The 18,381-nt window shown below is 60.2% G+C and carries 16 protein-coding genes; 14 read left to right on the top strand and 2 right to left on the bottom strand.

Features of this window, described 5'->3' with window-relative positions; genetic code table 11:
• Positions 1–6: 6 nt before the first annotated feature.
• Positions 7–294 carry an Asp-tRNA(Asn)/Glu-tRNA(Gln) amidotransferase subunit GatC gene (gatC, locus tag KGB18_RS15450; protein ID WP_047537661.1) on the bottom strand — a complete coding sequence of 96 codons (288 nt, stop codon included), beginning with the start codon at positions 292–294 and terminating at the stop codon, positions 7–9.
• Positions 295–504: 210 nt separating this feature from the next.
• Between gatC and mreB the strand changes: the two genes are divergently transcribed.
• From mreB to tldD, 8 genes are all read left to right on the top strand, one after another.
• A complete protein-coding gene (gene mreB / locus KGB18_RS15445; protein ID WP_002555108.1) occupies positions 505–1,542 on the top strand; it encodes a rod shape-determining protein MreB in 1,038 nt (345 codons plus the stop codon).
• A 143-nt stretch (positions 1,543–1,685) separates the two neighbouring features.
• Positions 1,686–2,831: a rod shape-determining protein MreC gene (gene mreC, locus KGB18_RS15440; RefSeq protein WP_123721269.1), complete on the top strand. Its 1,146-nt coding sequence runs from the start codon at positions 1,686–1,688 to the stop codon at positions 2,829–2,831.
• Positions 2,831–3,322 (top strand): rod shape-determining protein MreD, encoded by a 492-nt coding sequence (mreD, locus tag KGB18_RS15435; RefSeq protein WP_038978956.1) that lies wholly within the window; start codon positions 2,831–2,833, stop codon positions 3,320–3,322. The genes mreC and mreD overlap by 1 nt, the downstream gene beginning before the upstream one ends.
• A 90-nt stretch (positions 3,323–3,412) precedes the next feature.
• Positions 3,413–4,009: a Maf family protein gene (locus KGB18_RS15430; RefSeq protein WP_223570193.1), complete on the top strand. Its 597-nt coding sequence runs from the start codon at positions 3,413–3,415 to the stop codon at positions 4,007–4,009.
• Between the two features lie 57 nt (positions 4,010–4,066).
• A complete protein-coding gene (gene rng, locus KGB18_RS15425; RefSeq protein ID WP_008008603.1) occupies positions 4,067–5,524 on the top strand; it encodes a ribonuclease G in 1,458 nt (485 codons plus the stop codon).
• Between the two features lie 75 nt (positions 5,525–5,599).
• Complete coding sequence (locus KGB18_RS15420; RefSeq protein ID WP_223570192.1) at positions 5,600–9,403, top strand: YhdP family protein; 3,804 nt, start codon at positions 5,600–5,602, stop codon at positions 9,401–9,403.
• A 185-nt stretch (positions 9,404–9,588) separates the two neighbouring features.
• Positions 9,589–10,443, top strand: a complete 855-nt coding sequence (locus tag KGB18_RS15415) for a carbon-nitrogen hydrolase family protein (protein WP_223570191.1) — start codon at positions 9,589–9,591, stop codon at positions 10,441–10,443.
• 12 nt (positions 10,444–10,455) lie between these two features.
• Positions 10,456–11,898 (top strand): metalloprotease TldD, encoded by a 1,443-nt coding sequence (tldD, locus tag KGB18_RS15410; protein ID WP_052965578.1) that lies wholly within the window; start codon positions 10,456–10,458, stop codon positions 11,896–11,898.
• A 51-nt stretch (positions 11,899–11,949) separates the two neighbouring features.
• On the opposite strand, the gene yjgA is transcribed toward tldD, so the two are convergent.
• Positions 11,950–12,474 (bottom strand): ribosome biogenesis factor YjgA, encoded by a 525-nt coding sequence (gene yjgA, locus KGB18_RS15405; RefSeq protein WP_007901505.1) that lies wholly within the window; start codon positions 12,472–12,474, stop codon positions 11,950–11,952.
• Between the two features lie 108 nt (positions 12,475–12,582).
• Here yjgA and pmbA point away from each other — a divergent pair, with 108 nt between their 5' ends.
• From pmbA to KGB18_RS15375, 6 genes are all read left to right on the top strand, one after another.
• Positions 12,583–13,929, top strand: coding sequence for a metalloprotease PmbA (gene pmbA, locus KGB18_RS15400; RefSeq protein WP_223570190.1), 1,347 nt, complete (start codon positions 12,583–12,585; stop codon positions 13,927–13,929).
• Between the two features lie 246 nt (positions 13,930–14,175).
• Positions 14,176–14,571: a FagA protein gene (locus KGB18_RS15395; protein WP_223570189.1), complete on the top strand. Its 396-nt coding sequence runs from the start codon at positions 14,176–14,178 to the stop codon at positions 14,569–14,571.
• Positions 14,564–15,940, top strand: a complete 1,377-nt coding sequence (locus tag KGB18_RS15390) for a class II fumarate hydratase (protein WP_223570188.1) — start codon at positions 14,564–14,566, stop codon at positions 15,938–15,940. Before KGB18_RS15395 ends, KGB18_RS15390 begins: the two co-directional genes overlap by 8 nt.
• Positions 15,941–15,967: 27 nt before the next feature.
• Complete coding sequence (locus tag KGB18_RS15385) at positions 15,968–16,408, top strand: hypothetical protein (RefSeq protein ID WP_201061927.1); 441 nt, start codon at positions 15,968–15,970, stop codon at positions 16,406–16,408.
• A gap of 1 nt (position 16,409) precedes the next feature.
• Positions 16,410–17,021 (top strand): superoxide dismutase, encoded by a 612-nt coding sequence (locus tag KGB18_RS15380; RefSeq protein ID WP_123721261.1) that lies wholly within the window; start codon positions 16,410–16,412, stop codon positions 17,019–17,021.
• 297 nt (positions 17,022–17,318) lie between these two features.
• Positions 17,319–18,212, top strand: coding sequence for a ZIP family metal transporter (locus KGB18_RS15375; protein ID WP_123720007.1), 894 nt, complete (start codon positions 17,319–17,321; stop codon positions 18,210–18,212).
• Positions 18,213–18,381 lie beyond the last annotated feature (169 nt).

Raw genomic sequence — 18,381 nt, 5'->3', positions numbered from 1 at the left:
TTCCCTTTAGTCGATGACTTTCGGAACCAGATACAGGCCGTTTTCGACCGCTGGTGCGATGGACTGATAGGCCTCGCGATGATTGGTTTCGGTCACGACGTCTGCACGCAGGCGCTGGCTCGCTTCCAATGGGTGGGCCAGCGGCTCGATACCGTCGGTATTGACCGCTTGCATTTCGTCGACCAGCCCGAGAATGCTGTTCAGGGCCGAAGTGATGTGTGGAAGATCGGCTTCATTGAGGCCAAGGCAGGCCAAATGAGCGATTTTTTCCACGTCGGAGCGTTCAAGCGCCATGGGATTCTCCAGTGGAAAACAGAACGGACGGCGTCCGTGTGTTAGATTGTCGGAACACTACCGCATTTCTACGGTCTCAAGGCCGCGATTGTGGGGCTTGGTGCACAGAAAAGCTGCCAATTTAACATATTGGCGCCTTGCCCAAAATCCCTGTCGTTGTTAGAGTTTGCCGCACTTTTTTACCCACGCGTTGCCTAGGGTCCCTTTCCCATGTTCAAGAAACTGCGTGGCATGTTTTCCAGCGATCTTTCCATTGACCTGGGCACTGCCAACACCCTTATTTACGTGCGCGAGCGCGGTATCGTCCTGAATGAGCCCTCCGTTGTGGCTATTCGGACACACGGTAACCAGAAAAGTGTCGTTGCTGTCGGCACCGAGGCCAAGCGCATGCTCGGCCGTACGCCGGGCAACATTGCTGCCATTCGTCCGATGAAGGACGGTGTGATCGCCGACTTCAGCGTCTGCGAAAAAATGCTGCAGTACTTTATCAACAAGGTTCACGAAAACAGCTTTCTGCAGCCTAGCCCTCGTGTGCTGATCTGCGTTCCATGCAAATCGACCCAGGTTGAGCGTCGTGCCATCCGTGAATCGGCCCTTGGTGCCGGTGCCCGTGAAGTGTTCCTGATCGAAGAGCCGATGGCTGCTGCGATCGGTGCTGGCCTGCCGGTAGAAGAAGCTCGCGGCTCGATGGTTGTCGATATCGGTGGCGGTACCACTGAAATCGCGCTGATCTCCCTTAATGGTGTGGTTTATGCCGAATCCGTACGGGTTGGCGGCGACCGCTTCGACGAAGCGATCATCACCTACGTGCGTCGCAACTACGGCAGCCTGATCGGCGAATCCACCGCCGAGCGCATCAAGCAGGAAATCGGTACGGCCTACCCGGGCGGCGAAGTTCGTGAAGTCGACGTTCGTGGCCGTAACCTGGCCGAAGGCGTTCCACGCGCATTCACCCTGAACTCCAATGAAGTGCTGGAAGCTCTGCAAGAGTCCCTGGCCACCATCGTTCAGGCAGTGAAAAGTGCGCTGGAGCAATCGCCTCCGGAGCTGGCGTCGGATATCGCCGAACGTGGCCTGGTACTGACCGGTGGTGGCGCCTTGCTGCGCGACCTCGACAAGTTGCTGGCCCAGGAAACCGGTCTGCCGGTGATCGTCGCCGAAGACCCGCTGACCTGCGTTGCTCGTGGCGGTGGCCGTGCATTGGAAATGATGGATAAACACACCATGGATCTGCTTTCCAGCGAATAAGTCGCCGGATCGCCTCTATGCTGTTGAGCGCGCAGGCAGCACTTTGCAGTGCTGCCTGTTGGCGTTTATCTTCTGTCAGTCTGCATCCAGGCCGGTTTGATGCCGTATGAATAAAGAGAACATTTGCCTGGGAGGAGCGGCTTATTAAACCGCTTTTCACCAAAGGCCCCTCACTGGGCGTGCGCTTGTTGGTGCTGGCCGTGCTATCGGTCGCGCTGATGGTGGTCGATGCCCGCTTCACACTGCTCAAGCCAGTGCGTAGCCAAATGTCGCTGGTGCTGATGCAGTCTTACTGGATCACCGACCTGCCGCAGCGGCTATGGCAAGGTGTGGCCAGCCAATTCGGCAGCCGGACCGAACTGGTCGCCGAAAACGAAAAACTCAAAACCGAAAACCTGCTGTTGCAGGGGCGCATGCAAAAGCTGGCCGCCCTCACCGAGCAGAACGTTCGGCTGCGCGAGTTGCTCAACTCTTCCGCACTGGTCAACGAAAAGGTCGAAGTGGCCGAGTTGATCGGCATGGACCCCAACCCCTTTACCCATCGCATCATCATCAATAAAGGTGAGCGCGACGGTGTGGTCCTCGGTCAGCCAGTGCTCGATGCCCGCGGTCTGATGGGGCAGGTGGTGGAGTTGATGCCGTACACCTCCCGCGTACTGTTGCTGACTGACACCACCCACAGCATTCCGGTGCAGGTGAACCGTAACGGTCTGCGGGCGATTGCCAGCGGAACCGGGAACCCGGAACGCCTTGAGCTGCGTCATGTGGCCGATACCGCCGACATTAAAGAAGGCGATCTGCTGGTCAGCTCCGGCCTCGGCCAGCGTTTCCCGGCGGGTTACCCGGTGGCGACGGTCAAGGAAGTGATTCACGATTCCGGTCAGCCGTTCGCCATCGTCCGTGCGGTGCCGACCGCCGCGTTGAATCGCAGCCGTTATCTGCTGTTGGTGTTCAGTGACGGTCGCACAGCCGAGGAGCGCGCCAACGAAGCCGCGCAGGCTCAGGAAGCTCTGGACCAGCACGGCGGTGGGCCGATCATTCCAGCGACCGTGCCGAAACCGGCCGTGTCGGTGATCCCGGCTACTGTCGCTGCTCCGGCTGTTCCGGCGGCGGCACCTGCTGCCGCGCCTGCTGCCGCGACCCCGGCAAAACCTGCCGCTGCCCATGCTGCCAGCAAGCCACCCGCATCGACACCAGCCGCCAAACCACCGGCAGCCCAACCCGCTGCCGTGAAGCCTGCTGCCAAACCGCCTGTCTCCGCGCCGGCTACCACTGGGGGAAGAGAATAATGGGCGGTGCAACTTCCTCCCGGAACGGCTGGATGGTCTGGCTGACCTTTGCCATTGGCATGCTGCTCAGCGTTTCGCCGTTGCCGCAATTCATGGAAATCCTGCGTCCTCTGTGGCTGGCCTTGCTGTTGGCCTTCTGGGCGTTGGCCCTGCCGCAGAAAGTCGGCATGGTGACCGCCTGGTGCCTGGGGCTGGCCGAAGACGTGCTGTATGGCACGTTGTTGGGCCAGAACGCATTGATCCTCACGCTCATTACCTTCCTGGTGCTATCGCTGCAACAGCGCCTGCGCATGTTCCCGATGTGGCAACAGAGCCTGGTGATCCTGGTGATCTTCGGCCTCGCCCAACTGGTTCAGTTGTGGCTGAGCGCCCTGACCGGCAATCGTCAGCCGACCTTGGCGCTGGTGTTGCCGGCACTGGTCAGCGCGTTGCTCTGGCCATGGATCAGCTACGGTTTGCGCGGTTTGCGTCGACGCTACAAAATCAATTAATTCGGTCAGGCATGTGCCCGCACCGGTGCCCTGTCTCGCCAAAAAGGAACAGTATTTGTGAGACAGGGCGCCAAGCAGGGAGATGTCTTGATGAAGCAGCTGTACCTCGCCTCAGGCTCGCCGCGTCGGAGTGAACTGCTCACGCAGATCGGCGTGTCGTTCTCCGTCATCAGCGCGGACATCGATGAAACCCCTTTACCTGAAGAATCCCCATCGGCCTATGTCGAGCGTCTGGCACGCGGCAAGGCTGAAGCCGGGCACGGGACGATCGTGTCCGACGCGGATTTCTGCGTGCTGGGCGCTGACACTGCCGTGGTACTGGACGGGAAAATTCTCGGCAAGCCGGTGGACGAAGCCGACGCATGCGCCATGCTTATGCTGTTGTCCGGGTGTGAACATGAAGTGCTGACGGCGATTGCGGTGCGCGATGGCGAGCGCTGCGAGTCTTTGGTGGTGCGCAGCCTGGTGCGTTTTCGCACCATCGACCGTGACGAAGCCGCGGCCTACTGGGCCAGCGGCGAACCTCGGGACAAGGCTGGCGGTTATGGGATTCAAGGGCTGGGCGCGGTGTTCGTCTCCGGGCTCAACGGCAGTTATTCGGCGGTGGTCGGATTGCCGCTGTGCGAAACCTGCGAGCTACTCGGCCATTTCGGCATACCCTGTTGGCAAACCTTTAACGCGCGTTGAGCGTCGTACTGACAAGATGCGGCCATTATCGTGAACATGCCTGAACGAGACCCTGCCATGAGTGAAGAGATCCTGATCAACATCACGCCGATGGAATCGCGCGTGGCGGTGGTCGAAAACGGTGTCCTGCAAGAGGTCCACGTCGAGCGCACGCAAAAGCGCGGGATCGTCGGCAACATCTATAAAGGCAAGGTCGTGCGGGTATTGCCGGGCATGCAGGCAGCCTTCGTCGATATCGGGCTGGACCGCGCCGCGTTCATTCATGCCTCGGAGATTTCCCTGCGCGAAGGCCCTGCGGTGGAGAGCATCAGTGCGCTGGTTCATGAAGGTCAGAGCCTGGTGGTACAAGTCACCAAGGACCCGATCGGTTCCAAAGGCGCACGCCTGACGACGCAACTGTCGATTCCGTCGCGCTATCTGGTGTACATGCCGCGCACCGCCCACGTTGGCATTTCCCTGAAGATCGAGGACGAAGCCGAGCGTGAACGCCTCAAGCAAGTGGTCACCGACTGCGTGGCCAAAGAAGGCATCAAGGAAGCCGGCGGTTTTATTCTCCGTACCGCGGCCGAAGGGGCCGGGGCCGATGAAATCCTCATGGACATCCGCTATCTGCGCAGGCTCTGGGACCAGATCAACGAACAGATCAAGACCATCAGCGCGCCGAGTGTGATCTACGAAGACCTCGGCCTGGCGTTGCGTACCTTGCGTGACCTGGTGAGCCCGAAGATCGAGAAGATCCGCATCGACTCCCGGGAAACCTTCCAGAAAACCACGCAATTCGTCGCCGAACTGATGCCGGAGATCGCCGACCGTCTGGAGCATTACCCTGGCGAACGGCCGATCTTTGACCTGTATGGCGTCGAAGACGAAATCCAGAAAGCCCTGGAACGCAAGGTGCCGCTCAAGTCCGGCGGTTATCTGGTGGTCGATCCGGCTGAAGCCATGAGCACCATCGACGTCAATACCGGCGCCTTTGTCGGTCATCGCAACCTCGAAGAAACTATCTTCAAGACCAATCTCGAAGCCGCCACCGCCATTGCCCGTCAGTTGCGTCTGCGTAACCTGGGCGGGATCATCATCATCGACTTCATCGACATGGAAGATGAAGAGCATCAGCGTCAGGTGTTGCGCACCCTCGAGAAGCAACTGGAACGCGATCACGCCAAGACCAACATCATCGGCATTACCGAGTTGGGCCTGGTACAGATGACCCGCAAGCGCACCCGCGAAAGTCTTGAGCAAGTGCTGTGCGAACCGTGCAGCAGCTGCCAGGGTCGCGGCAAGCTCAAGACTCCGGAAACCGTGTGCTACGAGATCTTCCGCGAAATCCTGCGTGAGGCCCGGGCCTATCAGGCCGAAGGGTATCGGGTGCTGGCGAATCAGAAAGTGGTCGACCGTTTGCTCGACGAAGAGTCGGGCAACGTCGCCGAGCTCGAAGGCTTTATCGGGCGCACCATTCGGTTCCAGGTGGAAACCATGTATTCCCAGGAACAATACGACGTGGTGTTGCTCTGAATCGTTGTGTTTCACCTCCACTAGAACGGCTGGCCTCAGCTTTTTGCAGTATTTTTGCCATGGGAGCCAACTGACATGGAGCGTCTGACACGCATTTTGGCCGCACTGACCCGCTGGGGTCTGGGCCTGTGTGCGTTGGTTTTGGTGCTGATGGCGTTGTTCGTCAGCCTCGGCCGAGAGCTGACGCCGCTGGTGGCCGAGTACCGTGCCGACGTTGAAGACAAAGCCAGTGATGCCTTGGGCATGCCCCTGCAGATCGGCAAGCTGGAAGGCAACTGGAGCGGCCTCGCCCCGGTTCTGCTGGCCCATGACGTGATGGTCGGCGAGGGTTCCAATGCCCTGCGCCTGGATCAGGTGCGCGCGGTGCCGGATCTCTGGGCCAGCCTGCTGGCGCGCGAAGTGCGCATCGCACACCTGGAACTCAACGGTCTGAAGATCAGCCTCAAGGAAGGCGAAGACGGTCATTGGGCGCTGGAAGGTTTGCCAGTGCAGCAGGACCAGCCGCTGAACCCGGAGCAACTGCTCAATCGCATGCAGAGGGTCCAGCAGCTGTCGGTACTCGACAGCCAGATCACCTTGCAGCCGTTGGGGGAGTCGCCGCTGACCCTGACGTACGTCGGCCTGAATCTGAAAACCGGTCCATCCCGCCAGCGGCTCGATGCCCGTTTGACCCTGCCCGACGGCCAGCCGGTGGCGATGAGCCTGCGCACCCGTTTGCGCGCAGCCCAATGGAAGGACGGTGAAGCGGACGCTTACCTGAGCCTGCCGCAGAGTGATTGGTCGAAATGGTTGCCCGAGCGCCTGACCCAGCAATGGAATTTTTCCGAGATCAAGGCCGGTGGCGAGTTCTGGATAAACTGGAGCAAGGGCACCGTGCAACGCGCCGCGATTCGTTTGAACGCGCCGCAACTCAAGGGTGCCTATGCCGAGCGCAAGCCGATCCAGATCAATAATCTGGCGCTGAACGGGTATTTCCAGCGCAGTTCCAAAGGCGTTCTGGTGACCCTGGATTCTCTGGCGATGAGCCTGGGTGACACCCGCTGGGAATCGAAGCTGCAATTTCAACAAACTGCTGCGACAGACCAGGTGCCAGAGCTCTTGCACCTGCAAGCCGACCGTCTCGATCTCACACCGCTCACTCCGTTGCTAAACGCCTTGGGCCCACTGCCCGAAGGGATCGCCACGGCGGTCGAGCGGCTCAAGGTCACCGGAGTTTTGCGCAACGTACTGATCGACTTCCGCCCAGCCGCTACCGATGACAGCAAATTCAGCTTTGCCGCCAATCTGGAAAAGGTCGGCTTCGACGCTTATCGCGGTGCACCAGCGGTGCGAAATGTCAGCGGCAACATCAGCGGCGACCTCGGGCAGGGCGAGCTGCGCATGGACAGCAAGGATTTCTCCCTGCACCTGGACCCGATTTTCGCCAAGCCATGGCAGTACATTCAGGCCAACGCCCGGTTGACCTGGAAACTCGATAAAGAAGGTTTCACCCTGATCGCACCGTACCTGAAGGTACTGGGCGAGGAGGGCAAGATTGCCGGCGACTTCCTGATCCGCCTGCATTTCGATCACACCCAGGAAGATTACATGGACCTGCGTGTCGGCCTGGTCGACGGCGACGGTCGCTACACCGCCAAGTACCTGCCCACGGTTCTCAGCCCGGGGCTGGACGAATGGCTGCGCACCGCGATTCTCAAAGGCGCGGTGGATGAAGGCTTCTTCCAGTACCAGGGTTCGCTGAACCACGGCGCCGCCGAAACGGCTCGCAGCATCAGCCTGTTCTTCAAGGTTCACGATGCCGAGCTGGCGTTTCAGCCAGGCTGGCCGCATGTCGGCAAGGTCAGCGGCGATGTGTTCATCGAAGACAGCGGTGTGCGGATCCTCGCCAGCAAGGGCCAATTGCTCGACACCCAGGTCAGCGACGTCTACGTCAATATTCCCCGTGTACCTGCCGGGCAGAGCACTCATCTGTTCCTCGACGGCGCGTTCGCTGGCGGGTTGGGCGATGGCCTGAAGATTCTGCAGGAAGCGCCGATCGGCACCGCCGACACCTTCGCCGGTTGGGAAGGTGAGGGCGATCTGCAAGGCAAGCTCAAACTCGATATCCCGCTGGTCAAAGGCGAGCAGCCGAAAATCCTTGTCGACTTCAAGACCGACAAGGCCCGTTTGAAGCTCCGCGAGCCCACCCTGGAACTGACGCAACTCAAGGGCGATTTCCGTTTCGACAGCACCAAGGGGCTGAGTGGGCAAAAGATCACGGCGCGAGCGTTCGACAAGCCGGTAACCGCACAGATCTTCGCTGAAGGCAGCCCGGGCAAGCTCAACACTCGGGTTGCCGCATCGGGTGAGGTCGAGGTCAAGAAACTCACCGATTGGCTGAATGTCACTCAGCCATTGCCAGTGACGGGGATGATTCCTTATCAGTTGCAGCTGAACCTTGATGGCGCCGACAGCCAATTGATGGTCAGCTCCAACCTGAAGGGCGTGGCGGTGGATTTGCCGGCACCGTTCGGCATGGCGGCCGATGTCGGGCGCGATACCGTGTTCCGCATGACCCTGCAAGGACCGGAGCGGCGTTACTGGGTCAACTACGGTGAGCTGGCGAACTTCACGTTTGCGGCACCGACCGGCAATTTTGCCGACGGTCGCGGCGAGTTGCTTCTCGGTGGCGGCAATGCCGTGTTACCCGGTGCCAAAGGCTTGCGCGTGCGTGGTGTACTGTCCGAGCTGGATGTCGCTCCTTGGCAGGATCTGGTAACCAGGTATGCCGGCCAGGATCCGGGTGGCAGTGCCAAACAGTTGCTCAGTGGCGCGGATTTGAAGGTTGGCAAACTCACTGGTTTCGGCACCACCCTCGATCAGGCGTCGGTGCAGTTGGCGCGTAAGCCGGCCGCGTGGGCCTTGCAACTCGACAGTCAGCAGGCCAAGGGCAGCATCGGTATTCCCGATGCGAAAGCCGCACCGATTGCGGTCAATCTGCAATACGTACGTTTGCCGGCACCAGACCCTACGGTGCTGGCTGACGAGAATTCGCCGGATCCGCTGGCCACCGTGGATCCGACGAAGATCCCGGCGCTGGATGTCACCATCAATCAGCTGTTCCAGGGCCAGGATCTGGTGGGCGCCTGGCGTCTGAAAGTCCGGCCGACCGCCAAGGGCGTTGCCTTCAATACCCTGGATCTGGGCCTCAAGGGCATCCTCTTGCAGGGCAGCGGTGGTTGGGAAGGCATGCCGGGTAATTCCAGCAGCTGGTACAAGGGCCGAGTCAGTGGCAAGAACCTTGCCGACGTGCTCAAGGGCTGGGGTTTTGCGCCGAGCGTCACCAGTGAAGAGTTTCATATGGATGTCGACGGTCGCTGGCCTGGGTCACCGGCGTGGCTGGCGACCAAACGTTTCTCCGGCAGCCTTGATGCGTCACTGAATAAAGGTCAGTTCGTTGAAGTCGAGGGCAGCGCCCAGGCGCTGCGGGTATTTGGCCTGCTCAACTTCAACTCCATTGGCCGCCGCTTGCGCCTGGACTTTTCCGACCTGTTTGGCAAAGGCTTGAGCTATGACCGGGTCAAAGGCCTGCTGGTCGCCAGTAACGGGGTCTACGTGACCCGTGAACCGATTCTGCTGACCGGTCCGTCGAGCAATGTGGAGCTCAACGGCACACTGGACCTGGTGGGTGATCAGGTCGATGCCAAGTTGTTGGTGACTTTACCGGTGACCAACAACCTGCCGATTGCCGCGCTGATCGTCGGTGCACCGGCCGTCGGCGGGGCGCTGTTCCTGATCGATAAGCTGATCGGTGACCGCGTGGCGCGCTTTGCCAGCGTCAAATACACCGTCAAAGGCCCATGGAAAGAACCGAAAATCACCTTCGACAAGCCTTTTTGAATTCTTTTGAAAAAGCACTCTTTGGGCCTATGGAGTAGCATGTTTTCATGCGACGCCGATTGCCCCTGTAGGAGCTGCCGCAGACTGCGATCTTTTGACTTTAAAAATCAAGGTCAAAAGATCGCAGCCTCGTTTCACTCTGCAGCTCCTACAGGTATGCGTAGATTTCACATAGGGAATAGGCCATGTCTGTAGCGGTGATTCAAATGGTCAGCCAGAGCGACGTGCTGGCCAATCTGGCCCAGGCCCGTCGTCTGCTTGAGCAGGCGGCGACCGGTGGCGCGCGGCTTGCCGTGCTGCCGGAAAACTTCGCTGCCATGGGCCGTCGCGACATTGCCGACATCGGCCGCGCCGAAGCCTTGGGCGAAGGCCCGATCCTGCCATGGTTGAAACAGACCGCCCGCGACCTCAAGTTATGGATAGTGGCCGGCACATTGCCGTTGCCGCCGGTGGATCAACCGACGGCCAAAGTGCATGCATGTTCCTTGCTGGTTGATGACCAGGGCGAGACCGTGGCGCGGTACGACAAGCTGCACCTGTTCGACGTAGACGTGGCGGACAATCGCGGGCGTTATCGCGAATCCGATGACTATGCTTATGGCAGTGGCGTGGTGGTTGCCGACACGCCCGTCGGTCGAGTCGGTCTGACCGTCTGTTACGACTTAAGATTTCCGGAGCTTTACAGTGAATTGCGTGCGGCCGGCGCGGAGTTGATTACCACGCCATCGGCCTTTACCGCGGTGACCGGCGCGGCCCATTGGGACGTGCTGATTCGTGCGCGGGCCATCGAGACTCAGTGTTACATGCTCGCGGCCGCCCAGGGTGGGACGCATCCGGGGCCACGAGAAACCTTTGGTCACGCCGCCATCGTCGACCCATGGGGACGTGTGCTGGCACAACAGGACCAAGGCGAGGCCGTGCTGCTGGCCCAACGCGACAGCAGCGAACAGGCGTCCATCAGGGCGCGGATGCCGGTGTCCACTCACCGGCGCTTTTTCTCGCAGGGCGCCCAGCGACCTGCATCAGAACGACGAATTTAAGGCGTAAAGCATATGAGCGAGTTGTTGTCCTCCGTCAGTGAACACCTCCTGGCGCCCGGCGGCGTAACGATCGAGAGCCTGCAAGGTGTGCTCGGCGATCTGGCCGGTCCGGGCATCGATGCCGCCGACCTGTATTTCCAGGGGCAGATTTCCGAGTCCTGGGCACTGGAAGACGGGATCGTCAAGGAAGGCAGCTTCAACCTCGACCAGGGTGTCGGCGTGCGTGCGCAATCGGGTGAAAAGACCGGTTTCGCCTACAGCAATGCGATCACCCTCGAAGCGCTGGGCGCGGCTGCCCGTGCGGCCCGTTCGATCTCCCGGGCCGGGCAGAACGGCACTGTGCAAGCGTTCACCACCCAGGATGTCGCCCAATTGTACGGGCCGGATAACCCGCTGGAAGTGATGACCCGTGCCGAGAAAGTCGAGCTGCTCAAGCGCATCGATGTGGCGACTCGTGCGCTCGACCCGCGTATCCAGCAAGTCACCGTGAGCATGGCCGGGGTCTGGGAACGGATCTTGATTGCTTCCACCGACGGTGGGCTGGCGGCGGATGTGCGACCGTTGGTGCGTTTCAACGTTAGCGTGATCGTCGAGCAGAATGGCCGTCGTGAGCGCGGTGGTCATGGCGGTGGCGGTCGTACCGATTACCGCTATTTCCTCAGCGATGACCGCGCCATGGGTTATGCCCGCGAAGCGTTGCGTCAGGCGCTGGTGAATCTGGAAGCGATCCCGGCTCCGGCCGGTACGTTGCCGGTGGTATTGGGTTCGGGTTGGTCCGGCGTGTTGCTGCACGAAGCCGTCGGCCATGGTCTGGAAGGCGATTTCAACCGCAAGGGCAGTTCGGCCTACAGCGGGCGCATGGGCGAGATGGTTGCCTCGAAGCTCTGCACCATCGTCGATGACGGCACACTTGCCGGGCGCCGTGGTTCGTTGAGCGTCGACGATGAAGGCACGCCGACCGAGTGCACCACGCTGATCGAAAACGGTGTGCTCAAAGGTTACATGCAGGACAAGCTCAACGCGCGCCTGATGGGCGTAGCCCGCACCGGCAACGGTCGTCGCGAATCCTACGCGCACCTGCCGATGCCGCGCATGACCAACACTTACATGCTCGGTGGCGAAAGCGACCCGGCGGAAATCATCGCCTCGGTGAAAAAGGGCATCTACTGCGCCAACCTCGGCGGCGGTCAGGTGGACATCACCAGCGGCAAGTTCGTGTTCTCCACCAGCGAGGCGTATCTGATCGAAGACGGCAAGATTACTGCCCCGGTCAAAGGCGCGACGTTGATCGGCAACGGGCCGGAAGCCATGAGCAAGGTGTCGATGGTCGGTAACGATCTGGCGCTGGACAGCGGTGTGGGAACGTGTGGCAAGGATGGGCAGTCGGTGCCGGTGGGTGTCGGCCAGCCAACGCTGAAAATTGATGCGATCACTGTGGGTGGCACGGGATCGTAAGAAGGGATGGAGCTTCGGGTGAGCCGCTTGGCAACTCACCCGATTCGAGACTTAACGCAGACCGCGTTGAGTCTCGTCCAGCTCACGGATGTACTTGAAGATTTTACGGCTCGAAGCCGGTGGCTTATTGGTCGCCAGTTCGTGCTGGGCCTGACGGATCAGGGAGCGCAATTGCTGACGATCAGCTTCCGGGTAGTCGAGCACGAACTTCTCCAGGACTGCATCGTCGCCCGCGATCAAGCGATCGCGCCAGCGTTCCAGGCCATGGAAACGTTCGTTGTACTGCCGAGTGGAGGCATCGAGTTGATCGAGCAGAGTCAGAATGGCGTCAGTGTCCTGATCGCGCATCAGTTTGCCGATGAACATAAGGTGCCGTTTACGCGCGATATTCGCGGTGTGCTTGGGCGCATCAGCCAGGGCCCGGCGCATAGCGTCGGTCAGCGGCAGTTTTGCCAGCAAGTCAGGCTTGAGTGTTGTAAGGCGCTCGCCAAGGTCAACCAGAGCATGAAGCTCGCGTTTAACCTGGGATTTGCTTTTTTCTCCCGTATCGAGGGAGTCGTCGTAAGAATCAACCATGGTGGCCGTCCGCAAAGAAACGCCGCCATGATAACCAGTCGGGGGCCGCTTGTCCGGCCCGGTCGCTCGAAGGCCCTAGCCGAAAGCAGAATTTGAGTGGAGAACAGCATGAGTGCAGTTGAAAGCGTCGGCCCACAAGCTTTGCCGGCACTGCAAGAACAAGTCGAGCAGATCATCGCTGAAGCCAAGCGCCAGGGCGCCAGTGCCTGTGAAGTGGCCGTGTCGCTGGAGCAGGGCTTGTCGACCACGGTGCGTCAGCGGGAAGTCGAAACCGTTGAGTTCAATCGCGATCAGGGCTTTGGCATCACCTTGTATGTGGGGCAGCGCAAAGGCTCGGCCAGTACCTCGGCCAGCGGTTCGGACGCGATTCGCGAAACCGTCGCCGCCGCGCTGGCCATTGCCAAGCACACCTCCGAAGACGAAGCCTCGGGCCTGGCGGATGCCGCGTTGATGGCCAAGGATCTGCAGGATTTCGACCTGTTCCATCAATGGGACATTACCCCGGAGCAAGCCATCGAGCAGGCCCTGGCCTGTGAAGCGGCGGCGTTTGCCACCGACAGCCGGATCAAGAACGCCGACGGCACTACCCTCAGCACTCACCAGGGCTGCCGGGTTTACGGCAACAGCCACGGTTTTATCGGTGGTTACGCGTCGACTCGTCACAGCCTCAGCTGCGTGATGATCGCCGAAGCCGATGGCCAGATGCAGCGCGATTACTGGTATGACGTAAACCGTCAGGGCAATTTTCTGGCTTCTCCGGAGAGCATCGGCCAACGTGCCGCGCAACGGGCGGCGAGCCGCCTGGGCGCGCGTCCGGTGCCGACTTGCGAAGTGCCGGTGCTGTTTTCCGCGGAATTGGCCGGTGGCTTGTTCGGCAGTTTCCTGTCGGCGATCTCCGGCGGCAGTCTGTACCGCAAATCATCGTTTCTCGAAGGCACGCTGGGGCAGAAGCTGTTCCCGGAATGGTTGACCATCGATGAACGTCCGCACCTGATGCGCGCCCTAGGCAGTTCGGCCTTCGACGGCGATGGCCTGGCGACCTACGCCAAGCCGTTCGTGGAGAAGGGCGAGTTGGTGTCCTACATACTCGGCACCTACTCCGGCCGCAAGCTGGGCATGCCGAGCACCGCCAACGCCGGCGGCGTGCACAACCTGTTCGTCACCCATGGCGATGAAGATCAGGCAGCCTTGCTGCGCCGCATGGGGCGTGGCCTGCTGGTCACCGAACTGATGGGGCAGGGCTTGAACATGGTCACAGGCGATTACTCCCGTGGCGCGGCGGGTTTCTGGGTCGAGAACGGCGAAATCCAGTTCGCGGTTCAGGAAGTGACCATCGCCGGCAACATGCGCGACATGTTCAAGCAGATCATTGCGGTCGGTAATGACCTGGAGTTGCGCAGCAACATTCGCACCGGTTCGGTGTTGATCGAGCGGATGACAGTGGCGGGTAGCTAACCTCCGACTGCGGCACAAAAAAGGCGCGCCATCTATCGGATGGCGCGCCTTTTTTATTGGCCACAACCCAGATCCTGTGGGAGCGGGCTTGCCCGCGATAGCGTCATTTCAGTCGACATCGATGTTGAATCTTCTATCGTCATCGCGGGCAAGCCCGCTCCCACAAAGAGCTCAATGCTTTGCTGTGCTTGTTTTGGTTCTCATTATCATATAATAATAAATCTCATTACCGAATGAGCCCGGATCATGAGTTCTGCCTTGCACGAGCAGCCTTACCTCGAAAGCTGGCGCTGGATGAGTCGCCAGATCCGTTGCGCCATGGACCCTGACGAGCCGCGTCTAATCGAGCATTACCTGGCCGAAGGCCGGTATCTGGTGTGTTGCACGGCCACCTCTCCTTGGACTATCGCCGAAACCTCTTTCCGTTTGCTGCTCGACACCGCCGTCGATGTCGCGCTGCCCTGGCACTGGCGCAGCCTGTGTCTCGACCAGGCCTGGCGACCATTGCGCGATCTCGAACGGAAATCACTCTGCGGCTGCCGCCTCAAGCGCTGGCAAAGCTATGCCTGGCAACTGGCGACCTGCGAGTTGCAACCCTCCATCCCTCTCATAGAACTGGTGCAAGGATCTCCTGATGAGTAACACACGTATCGAACGCGACAGTATGGGTGAGCTGCAAGTCCCGATAGACGCCCTTTACGGTGCGCAAACCCAGCGCGCAGTGGATAACTTCCCGATCAGCGGCAAACCGATGCCCGTGCAGTTCATCCGGGCGCTGATTCTGGCCAAGGCTGCGGCCGCCCGAGCCAACGTCGAGCTCAAACAGATCAGCGAATCCCAGGGCAAAGCCATCGTCGACGCAGCTCAAGGCCTGCTCGAAGGCGACTTCATGCAGCACTTCCCGGTGGATATCTTCCAGACCGGTTCCGGCACCAGTTCCAACATGAACGCCAACGAAGTGATCGCCACCTTGGCCAGCCGCTTGTTGGGCGAGCTGGTGAATCCCAACGATCACGTCAATTGCGGCCAAAGCAGCAACGACATCATCCCGACCACCATCCATGTCAGCGCCGCATTGAGCTTGCATGAGCAGTTGCTGCCGGCGCTGGTGCATCTGGTGCGGGTGATAGAGCACAAGGCCGAGCAGGTTCATCCGTTCGTCAAAACCGGGCGTACCCATTTGATGGACGCGATGCCCGTGCGCATGAGTCAGGTGCTCAATGGTTGGGCGCAACAGCTCAAGGCCAATATCGGTCACTTGCAGGATCTGCTGCCAAGCCTGCAATCCCTGGCCCAAGGCGGCACGGCGGTGGGCACCGGGATCAATGCCCATCCGGAATTTGCGGCGCGTTTCAGCCAACAACTTAGCCAACTGACCCAGGTGCAGTTCACGCCGGGCAAGGACCTGTTTGCGCTGATCGGCTCGCAGGACATGGCGGTCAGCGTTTCAGGGCAGCTCAAGGCCACAGCGGTTTCCTTGATGAAAATCGCCAATGACCTGCGCTGGATGAATTCCGGCCCGTTGGCCGGGCTCGGTGAAATCGAGCTCGAAGCCTTGCAGCCGGGCTCGTCGATCATGCCCGGCAAGGTTAACCCGGTGATCCCGGAAGCCACCGCGATGGTCGCCGCTCAAGTGATCGGCAACGACACGGTGATCACCGTCGCCGGTCAGTCGGGCAATTTCGAGCTGAACGTCATGCTGCCGATCATCGCCCAGAACCTGCTGAGCAGTATCGAGTTGCTGGCCAACGCCAGCCGTCTGCTGGGCGACAAGGCTATTGCCAGCTTCAAGGTCAACGAGGCCCGGCTCAAGGAAGCGCTGTCGCGCAATCCGATTCTGGTCACCGCACTCAACCCGATCATTGGTTACCAAAAAGCCGCTGAAATTGCCAAGAAGGCTTATCAGCAGGGCCGGCCGGTGATCGATGTCGCCCTGGAACATACCGACCTGACGCGCAGCCAACTGGAAGAATTGCTCAACCCAGAGAAGCTCACCGCAGGCGGCGTGTAATCACTGCTACCGCTTTGGAGGCTCACCATGGAGCACTGGAAACGCACGATCGAAAGAGCAAATCGCTGTTTCATGCTGGGCGAGCTGGTCGATGCCCGCGAGGCTTATTTGCAGGCATTGGCCTTGGCCCAGGTGTTGTTCGAGCGCTGGGCGGATGCCGACGAAGCGGTGGCGGCTTGCGTGATTTCCCACCATAACCTGGCGGACCTGCACTTGCGCCTGAACCAGCCGGAGGAGAGCGCCGAGTACCTGTGCGCGATCCATCAACGACTGTTGCAGACCATGCAGAACACACGACTGGCGTCAGCTTTGCGTGAAGCCGCGCTGCGCCAGAGCAGCAAAACCTATGTCGAGCTGCTGAATTTCATCAGCGATCACGGCGAGTATCCGCGTACCCACCGTTTGCTGCACACCGACACCGCTTCGCCCTCGCATCAGCCTGCGCCCCTACAACATGGAGTTCATTGAAATGGCTTTTACCCTGCCTGCCTTGCCGTACGCCTACGACGCCCTGGAACCGCACATCGATGCGCAGACCATGGAAATCCACTACACCAAACACCACCAGACCTACATCAACAACCTCAACGCTGCAGTCGAAGGCACTGAGTTTGCTGAATGGCCGGTGGAAAAACTGGTGGCGGCTGTGCAGCAATTGCCGGAAAAACTTCGCGCGGCGGTGATCAATCAGGGCGGTGGGCACGCCAACCATTCGTTGTTCTGGGAAGTCATGGCACCCAACGGCGGTGGCCAACCTGAAGGCGCGCTGGCCAAGGCGATCGACGAGCAACTGGGTGGTCTCGACAACTTCAAGGAGGCTTTCACCAAAGCTGCGCTGACCCGTTTCGGCAGTGGTTGGGCCTGGTTGAGCGTGACACCGCAAAGGACCTTGATCGTTGAAAGCAGCGGCAACCAGGACAGCCCACTGATGAACGGCAATACGCCGATTCTCGGCCTGGACGTTTGGGAACACGCTTATTACCTGCGCTATCAGAACCGTCGTCCGGAATACATCAATGCGTTCTACAACGTGATCAATTGGCCCGAAGTCGCCGCGCGTTATCAGGCTGCGCTGGTTTAGGGGGCGTTCTCAACTAGTTTCCCCTCCGCGCCGGGTCTGCTGTTGTGCAGGGCAAGGCGCGAGAAGCGTGGTTTGGTCATTCCAAATAAGCTTCGAGCAACGCAGCCCTGCACAACAGCAGGCCCGGCCCTTCGGGTTGTGCCTTAAAGCGGGCCAGGCTGCGTTGCAGGCCTAGGAAAGGGAACAACCATTCCCAGCGGCCTGCGCCTTGCCTGGCCCGCTTTAAGGCGACAACGCGGAGGGGGAACTAGTTGAGAACGCCCCCTAAGTCTCTATAAAAACAATCCAGGGCTGACTATGGGCACTGAAACACTGGCGGTCGGAAGTGGACGAATGTTTCGTTACGCACTGGGATCGCTGTTACTGCTGGCGGGCATGACGTTATTGGCTGCCCAAGGGCTGAGCTGGCTGGACCTCGAACCGAAACTGCAGCGTGCCCTGCAAGGCGGGGCGATTTGCGCCTTGGGCACGGCTTTGGGCGCGGTGCCGGTGCTGGTGATTCGGCAGATGCCTCAGGTAGTCAGCGACATATTGCTCGGTTTCGGGGCCGGGGTAATGCTCGCGGCGACGGCGTTTTCGCTGATCGTGCCGGGCATTGCCGCGGCCGAAAACCTCGGCCTGACGGCTTGGGCGGCCAGCGGCCTGATCAGCTTCGGCATCATGCTGGGTGCATTCGGGCTGTTTCTGGTGGATCGCAAGGTGTCCGGCGCTACGCCTGAAATGCTCGTGGGGACACTGGAGCGATCGGTGATTCCACCGCGGATCTGGTTGTTTGTGTTTGCCATCATCGCCCACAACATCCCCGAAGGCATGGCGGTCGGCGTCTCGGCCGGCGGTGGCATGCCTGACGCCGACAGCCTGGCCATGGGCATAGCGTTGCAGGATGTGCCGGAAGGGCTGGTGATTGCGTTGGTGTTGGCCGGAGCAGGGATGTCGCGGGTCAAGGCGTTCCTGATCGGTGCTGCGTCAGGTTTGGTTGAGCCGGTCTTCGCATTGTTGTGCGCCTGGCTGGTTAGCCTGGCCGAACTGCTGTTGCCTTTAGGGCTGGCACTAGCGGCCGGTGCGATGCTGCTGGTGGTGACTCACGAAGTCATTCCCGAATCGCGTCGCCATGGTCACGACAAACTGGCAAGCCTTGGGCTGCTGATCGGGTTTTGTCTGATGATGGTGATGGATACAGCGTTGGCTTGAGGTGTGCAAACTTGGCGAAGAGGTGCTTTTGTGGCGAGGGAGCTTGCTCCCGTTCGGCTGCGGAGCAGTCGTGAAATCAGCGAATGCGGTTATGTTTGGCGTACAACGGTGGCAGTTTTTGGGGCCGCTTCGCAGCCCGGCGGGAGCAAGCTCCCTCGCCACAAGAGCC

It is taken from the genome of Pseudomonas sp. BF-R-26 (genome assembly GCF_019947395.1).
Lineage (GTDB): Bacteria > Pseudomonadota > Gammaproteobacteria > Pseudomonadales > Pseudomonadaceae > Aquipseudomonas > Aquipseudomonas farris.
This window is presented reverse-complemented; position numbering and strand designations above follow the sequence as displayed.

Bases quoted from the DNA above. Each gene is read 5' to 3' on its own strand.
- gatC (WP_047537661.1), bottom strand. From the start codon at position 294: ATGGCGCTTGAACGCTCCGACGTGGAAAAAATCGCTCATTTGGCCTGC.
- mreB (WP_002555108.1), top strand. From the start codon at position 505: ATGTTCAAGAAACTGCGTGGCATGTTTTCCAGCGATCTTTCCATTGAC.
- mreD (WP_038978956.1), top strand. From the start codon at position 2,831: ATGGGCGGTGCAACTTCCTCCCGGAACGGCTGGATGGTCTGGCTGACC.
- KGB18_RS15430 (WP_223570193.1), top strand. From the start codon at position 3,413: ATGAAGCAGCTGTACCTCGCCTCAGGCTCGCCGCGTCGGAGTGAACTG.
- rng (WP_008008603.1), top strand. From the start codon at position 4,067: ATGAGTGAAGAGATCCTGATCAACATCACGCCGATGGAATCGCGCGTG.
- KGB18_RS15420 (WP_223570192.1), top strand. From the start codon at position 5,600: ATGGAGCGTCTGACACGCATTTTGGCCGCACTGACCCGCTGGGGTCTG.
- KGB18_RS15415 (WP_223570191.1), top strand. From the start codon at position 9,589: ATGTCTGTAGCGGTGATTCAAATGGTCAGCCAGAGCGACGTGCTGGCC.
- tldD (WP_052965578.1), top strand. From the start codon at position 10,456: ATGAGCGAGTTGTTGTCCTCCGTCAGTGAACACCTCCTGGCGCCCGGC.
- yjgA (WP_007901505.1), bottom strand. From the start codon at position 12,474: ATGGTTGATTCTTACGACGACTCCCTCGATACGGGAGAAAAAAGCAAA.
- pmbA (WP_223570190.1), top strand. From the start codon at position 12,583: ATGAGTGCAGTTGAAAGCGTCGGCCCACAAGCTTTGCCGGCACTGCAA.
- KGB18_RS15395 (WP_223570189.1), top strand. From the start codon at position 14,176: ATGAGTTCTGCCTTGCACGAGCAGCCTTACCTCGAAAGCTGGCGCTGG.
- KGB18_RS15390 (WP_223570188.1), top strand. From the start codon at position 14,564: ATGAGTAACACACGTATCGAACGCGACAGTATGGGTGAGCTGCAAGTC.
- KGB18_RS15385 (WP_201061927.1), top strand. From the start codon at position 15,968: ATGGAGCACTGGAAACGCACGATCGAAAGAGCAAATCGCTGTTTCATG.
- KGB18_RS15380 (WP_123721261.1), top strand. From the start codon at position 16,410: ATGGCTTTTACCCTGCCTGCCTTGCCGTACGCCTACGACGCCCTGGAA.
- KGB18_RS15375 (WP_123720007.1), top strand. From the start codon at position 17,319: ATGGGCACTGAAACACTGGCGGTCGGAAGTGGACGAATGTTTCGTTAC.